The 5,682-nt window shown below is 64.9% G+C and carries 4 protein-coding genes and 1 pseudogene; 1 reads left to right on the top strand and 4 read right to left on the bottom strand.

The annotated features are described in order from the left end of the window. Positions 1-194: 194 nt before the first annotated feature. Positions 195-1,436 carry a hypothetical protein gene (locus tag AB0I38_RS40060; protein ID WP_358495990.1) on the top strand — a complete coding sequence of 414 codons (1,242 nt, stop codon included), beginning with the start codon at positions 195-197 and terminating at the stop codon, positions 1,434-1,436. A 65-nt stretch (positions 1,437-1,501) separates the two neighbouring features. Here the strand turns inward: AB0I38_RS40060 and AB0I38_RS40505 are convergent, their stop codons facing one another. From AB0I38_RS40505 to AB0I38_RS40045, 4 genes and pseudogenes are all read right to left on the bottom strand, one after another. Further along, positions 1,502-2,041 carry a hypothetical protein gene (locus AB0I38_RS40505; protein ID WP_436838830.1) on the bottom strand — a complete coding sequence of 180 codons (540 nt, stop codon included), beginning with the start codon at positions 2,039-2,041 and terminating at the stop codon, positions 1,502-1,504. 76 nt (positions 2,042-2,117) lie between these two features. Further along, a pseudogene (locus tag AB0I38_RS40500) lies at positions 2,118-2,591 on the bottom strand (IS701 family transposase); the annotation flags it as partial. Positions 2,592-2,725: 134 nt separating this feature from the next. After that, positions 2,726-4,066: an IS630 family transposase gene (locus AB0I38_RS40050; protein WP_358495985.1), complete on the bottom strand. Its 1,341-nt coding sequence runs from the start codon at positions 4,064-4,066 to the stop codon at positions 2,726-2,728. Positions 4,067-4,111: 45 nt separating this feature from the next. Beyond that, positions 4,112-5,047, bottom strand: a complete 936-nt coding sequence (locus AB0I38_RS40045) for a hypothetical protein (protein WP_358495981.1) — start codon at positions 5,045-5,047, stop codon at positions 4,112-4,114. Positions 5,048-5,682: the final 635 nt, after the last annotated feature.

Below are 5,682 nucleotides of genomic sequence, written 5' to 3'. Positions count from 1 at the left end.
GGTCCAGATTCCGGCAAACCCACCAAACCCGCGCTCTGATCAGCCACTACCGCCGACGAGGCGACCCATTACCGCGCGATCTACGGATGTAGTACTGGAAGGCCCCATCACCCACCCCGCGATCGCCGGGCCTACCCGATTCCACCCTCAACTGCGAAAAGCCGCTTTCCCTGCCCACATTTCAGGAGCCGGTGATGGATGCCGATATTCAACTGATCAGTGACGGCGATGGCCTGGCGGTCATCGGGAATCCGACCGATGTCGAACGCTTCCTGCTCTCTGAGGGACTGCCGTCGAAGGACCTCGGACTGCAACGGCTCGGATCTGTTCTCAGTGCTGGGGCTGGAGCCGCACAGGCAGGTTCCGAGATTGCCGCCAACTCAGGTCGCTGGGTAAAACTGACCAAGGAGTCCGCGCAGCTTGTCAAGAAGTACGGGCTAAGGGAAAGCTCGAAGTCAGGCCTCAGATCCGGCGTGCTGAAGGGGAACAAAGGCCAGATCAAGGGTTTCGTCGAATTCGTGAAGGGGTCCCGATCGCTTCTGACCAACCCGGCGATTCTGGCTGGTGCCGCGGGGATCATGGCGCAGGTTGCGATGCAACAGACCATGAACGAGATCACCGACTATCTCGCCACGATCGACGAGAAGGTCGACGACGTGCTCCGCGCCCAGAAAGACGCTGTGTTGGCGGACGTGATCGGAGTGGACCTCGTGATCGAGGAGGCCATGACCATCCGAGAGCAGGTGGGCCGGGTCTCCGAGATCACGTGGTCGAAGGTGCAGGCCACGTCGGTGACGATCGCACGAACCCAGGCATACGCGTTGCGTCAACTCGACGCACTCGCGGAGAAGATGGAGCGCAAGACCAAGATCGGTGATCTCGCCAAGACGTCCAAGGAAGCCGAGTCCAAGGTTCAGGAGTGGCTCGCCGTTCTGGCTCGCTGCTTCCAACTGCAGGACGCGATCGCCGTGCTCGAACTCGACCGGGTCCTGGACGCGTCTCCGGAGGAACTGGACCGGCATCGCCTCGCACTTCGGGCTGCACGGCAGAATCGGCTGGAACTCATCTCTCGGGGCACCGAGCGTTTGATGGCCCGCATGGATGCGGCTGCCCGCAAGGCCAACACGAAGGTGCTGCTGCACCCGGCCACGTCCCGGGCTGTGGTGCATTCGAGCGACCATGTCGCGATCGCCGTCGTTGACTTCCACGGACGGCTCGGGATCGAGCGCGGTCGCCGGCCATTGGAGGCGAGACGATGGGTGGACGCGGCCGCGGAGGTGAGGGACAAGGTGCTTGAGACAGGAGCAGAGGGCGTCGATGCCGCCAGGCACCTCGGTAACGAGACCCTCGACAGGGCCAGATCGGTGACGGGCAAGCTCTCCAGCGGGATTGGCAAGCGAGCGCTCCGTCAGCGCGGGGACGACGAGGAAGCCTGAATGAGCGCCGACCGTCTGCCACGTGGGCTCTCCGGTTGGACTAGTACTCCAGTGACACATCGCGATCATGGGTGAGGTTTGCGCTGGTAGTGGCAGTGTCGGGCTGTGGCTTGGTGGCGGCGGCGCCAGTCTGACCAGCGCAGAATGTTCGTGATCGTGTGGGTGGTGGTCAGGATGAGCGCGGCCAGCAGTCGGCGGATTTCGGGGAGTGTCAGGGGGATGCGATCGTCGGTGTTGGGTGGCTGGGCGGCGGCGATGGCCGTCAGGATGGCTAGGGCGAGCATGGCCAAGGTGATGTGCCGGTGCCAGGCCGTCCAGCCGCGGACCTGGTAGTGGTCCAGGCCGACCTGGCCTTTGGCGGCTTGGAAGGACTCCTCGACCGCCCAGCGGATACCGGCGATCTTGACCAGGGCCATCAGCGACTGCCGGGTGGGCGCGTAGCAGCGGTAGAACGCCAGTTCACCGGTGGTCAGGTTGCGTCGGATGAGCAGCCACCGATAGCCGTCCGTCGCCTTCTCGTCGATACGCGCCCAAGCCCAGGCATACCAGCGCGGGCCCTTGGCTCCCTCACCGGCGCGGTAGTGGTGCCAATGCCGATCGGCCACCCGCGCGGCGACCTCGGTTGCGCTGACCGGGACGCCCTCGAGATCGACCCGCCGGCTGCCCGCGATGGCCAGCGCATATGCCGGCGGCATGGCAGCGGTCGGGGTTGGCCAGCCAGGTGTGCTCGGGCAGGTAGAGCCGCCGGTCCAGCAGCGTTCGTCCCGCCGGGGTGGCATAGGCCAGGAACACGCCGATCTGGCAGTTCTCGATCCGGCCCGCGGTGCCGCTGTATTGCCGCTGCACTCCGGCCGAGCCGGTGCCCTTCTTGACGAAGCCGGTCACATCGGCGATCAGCACGCCGTCCGGGCCGAGCCGGTCGACCACGAAATCACGGACGTCATCGCGGACCGCATCGGCGTCCCAGCGGGCCGTGCGCAGCAGCCGCTGCAAGGCCTGCGGGCCGATCAGTCCGGCGTGTTCGGCCAGGTTCCAGCAGTTCTTACGGTCGATGTCGGCCAGAAGGCCGCGCACGTAAGCGCCAGCAGTGCGGCGAGGTTCGATACGGCCGAACCGGCCGCCGATCCGGGCCATCAGCTCGTTGAAGATGGCCATCCAGCCGTCAAGGTCTACGCTGTGGCACGCGGCCACCGCCCGATCTTTGGTTGTCTTCACAAACTCCGAATGATCACGCGGTGGCCGTCGCCATGTGACGCGATCCCTCAAGATCGCCACGCGTCATTGGAGTACTAGTGTCCTGCGCCTGAAATTCGTCGGCAATATCGGGCGAGGGATTCGAGAATCTCTTCGGCGGTCTTCTTCCACACGAACGGCCGCGGGTCGTTGTTCCACTGGGCGATCCAGTCCCGGATGTCCTTCTCCAGGGACTGGACGCTCTTGTGCGCACCGCGCCGGATCAGCTGGCCGGTCAGGAAACCGAACCATCGCTCGACCTGGTTGATCCACGAGGAGCCGGTCGGCGTGAAGTGCATGTGGAAGCGGGGGTGGCGGACCAGCCAAGCCCTGATCGCCGGCGTCTTGTGCGTGCCGTAGTTGTCGCAGATCAGATGAACGTCCAGCTCGGCGGGCACGGTCTTGTCGATCGTGGCCAAAAACTTTTTGAACTCGGCGGCGCGGTGCTGGCGATGCATTTCCCCGATGACGGTCCCGTCGGCGACGTTGAAGGCGGCGAACAGGCTGGTGATCCCGTTGCGGACATAGTCGTGGGTTCGCCGCTCGGGCATACCCGGCATCATCGGCAGCACCGGCTGCGACCGATCCAAGGCCTGGATCTGGGACTTCTCATCCACGCACAGCACCACCGCGCGTTCGGGCGGGTTGTGATACAGGCCGACCACATCGACGACCTTCTCCACGAACAACGGATCCGTCGACAGCTTGAACGTGTCGGCCAGGTGCGGCTTGAGGCCGAAGTCTCGCCAGATCCGTCCGATGGTCGACTTACTCAGCCCGCTGCGCTCGGCCATCGACGCCCGCGACCAATGGGTGGCGTTCCTGGGCGACTCTTCCAAGGTCGCCACCACGACCTGTTCAACCTGGTCCAGCGTGATCGACGGCGGTCGGCCGGGCCGTTCCTCGTCCATCAGCCCGTCCAATCGTAATCGCAGGAAGCGATGACGCCATTTCGACACCGTGTCCGGATGCACCCGCAGTTGCTCGGCGACCTGCTGGTTGTCCATGCCGTTCGCACACGCCAGCACGATCTTCGAGCGCATCGCCAGCACCTGCGAGGATTTCGCCCGCCGGGACCACCGCTGCAGCACCGCCCGTTCTTGGTCGGTGACCGTCAGCTCCGCCTTTGGCCGCCCCGTGCGGGCCTCATCGACCAAGGCATCCAGGCCACCCTGAGCGTAAGCAGCGCGCCACTTACGCACCGTCCCCACGGCGATGCCCAACTCACGCGCCACCTGCGCATTACTCGTCCCTGGCTCCGCACAGGCCAGCACGATCTTCGCCCGCATCGCCACTCTCGACGTCTCCGCCGACATGCCAATCAGCCGAGCGCGCTCCGCTTCGGTCAGGCGGATCTCCACTGCCGGCGGTCCTGAATGCGCCATGCCGAGCAGCATACGGACTTAACCGCCAAATTTCAGGCGCAGGACACTAGGTCACCCTCACGGAGGACTGGCTGATTCCAGAGCGACCAGCACCATCTTGGCCACCAGTAGCACGGTGTCCCACTCAGCCTGCACCAGCCCTGGGAAGGCTGTGGCGACCTGTTCGGGGATCGTGCAGCCGCTCGTCAGCCAGAGAACCTCCGACAGCAGCTCCTGGTAGTTCTTGAGGCAGAGCCCGACGGTGCGCCCGGTTGGGCCATGCTCGGCCGAGACGTCCAGTTGCCCGGCTGCCGCCAGGTTATCCGGTGTCTTCGAGCCGAAGGCGAGCAGTGCGGCCCTCACGTTCGCTCCCAGCAGTGCGGGGGAGGTCTCCGGATATCCCCCGATCGCCCACAACGCGGCCCGGAAACGCTCATGGGGTGTTTCCGCGGCACCGACCTTGTTTGCCTGCCGGACGGGCTCGGAGTCCAGAGCCAGCAGGATCAGGCCCGCCATCCGCAGGGTCGCGTCCCACTCGACCTGGGTCAGGTCCGGAAGCTCCTCCAAGAGTCCCACGGGGATGTCACAGTGCTCTGCACTTGCCAGCAAACGAGACAACCGCAGTCCAGAACGCTTTAGGCAGAGCCCGACGGTGCGCCCGGTAGGGCCATGCTCGGCCGAGACGTCCAGTTGCCCGGCTGCCGCCAGGTTATCCGGTGTCTTCGAGCCGAAGGCGAGCAGTGCGGCCCTCACGTTCGCTCCCAGCAGTGCGGGGGAGGTCTCCGGATATCCCCCGATCGCCCACAACGTGGCCCGGAAACGTGCCCTCGGACCCGGATGCGCTGTCACCACTTCTTCCTTCTCGGCGCGAGGTCGACGATGCTGGCGTTCCACGACGTCGTGGAAGTTAACAATCTTGACGACCGAAACAGCGTAGCGGTTCGGCTCTCCCGTGGGCTTGAGCCCATACTGCGTTCTGTGATCCGCCGGGCTGGCCTGCAGGCGATCCGCCACACTGGATGCTGCGGCCCCGACAGGTTCCGCACTGGTCATCAATGGCGCTGACCGCATCAAGCCACCGCCCGACGCTGCCACTACCAGCGCATATCCCAAGCATGGTCGCAAAGTGTCACTGGAGTACTAGACCAGTGAACGTCTCGAGCCGCCATGCCCCGAATGCGTCGACAGCGGAGATATGTGAACACCCCGAGCAGCCGGGCCTGACTTACCGGACATCATCCGCCGACATTGCCGACCCAAAGCTTGAGTGGGTGGAAATGACTGCCCTTACCCGATTCTGGTTAGCTCCGGTGCTGGACTGTTCCTGCCCTCGCGCATGGCGACACAGCCTGTGTCACTTCTAGTCACTGCTGGGCCCGAAACTGGAGCGCCAGAGCCGAGGCGCGGCCATTGCTGACTGCCGCTGACCCGACGAACGGGGTGTCGCCGATCACCAGATTCGGCGATGCTGGCTGCGGAAAGCCCGAGCACATCACGACTGGGGTGCCGGATGAACGATCGGGAACTGGGCCAGCGGGTCGCGTACTGGCGGCGTAGTACGGCAGTCGTAGATCGTGATCTGGTCATTGGCGAGTGAGGCGGGTTCGTTGGTGGAACCAGCGGGCGCGGGCTTGGTGACGTCGGCGCCA

The sequence above is a fragment of the Nonomuraea cavernae genome (assembly GCF_040655715.1).
GTDB lineage: Bacteria > Actinomycetota > Actinomycetes > Streptosporangiales > Streptosporangiaceae > Nonomuraea > Nonomuraea cavernae_A.
The sequence above is the reverse complement of the archived record's forward strand: the minus strand, read 5'-3'. Positions and strand labels throughout refer to the sequence as shown.

What these genes read in the sequence shown, in the direction of transcription:
- AB0I38_RS40060 (WP_358495990.1), top strand. Translation starts at nt 195, where the DNA reads ATGGATGCCGATATTCAACTGATCAGTGACGGCGATGGCCTGGCGGTC.
- AB0I38_RS40050 (WP_358495985.1), bottom strand. Translation starts at nt 4,066, where the DNA reads ATGCTGCTCGGCATGGCGCATTCAGGACCGCCGGCAGTGGAGATCCGC.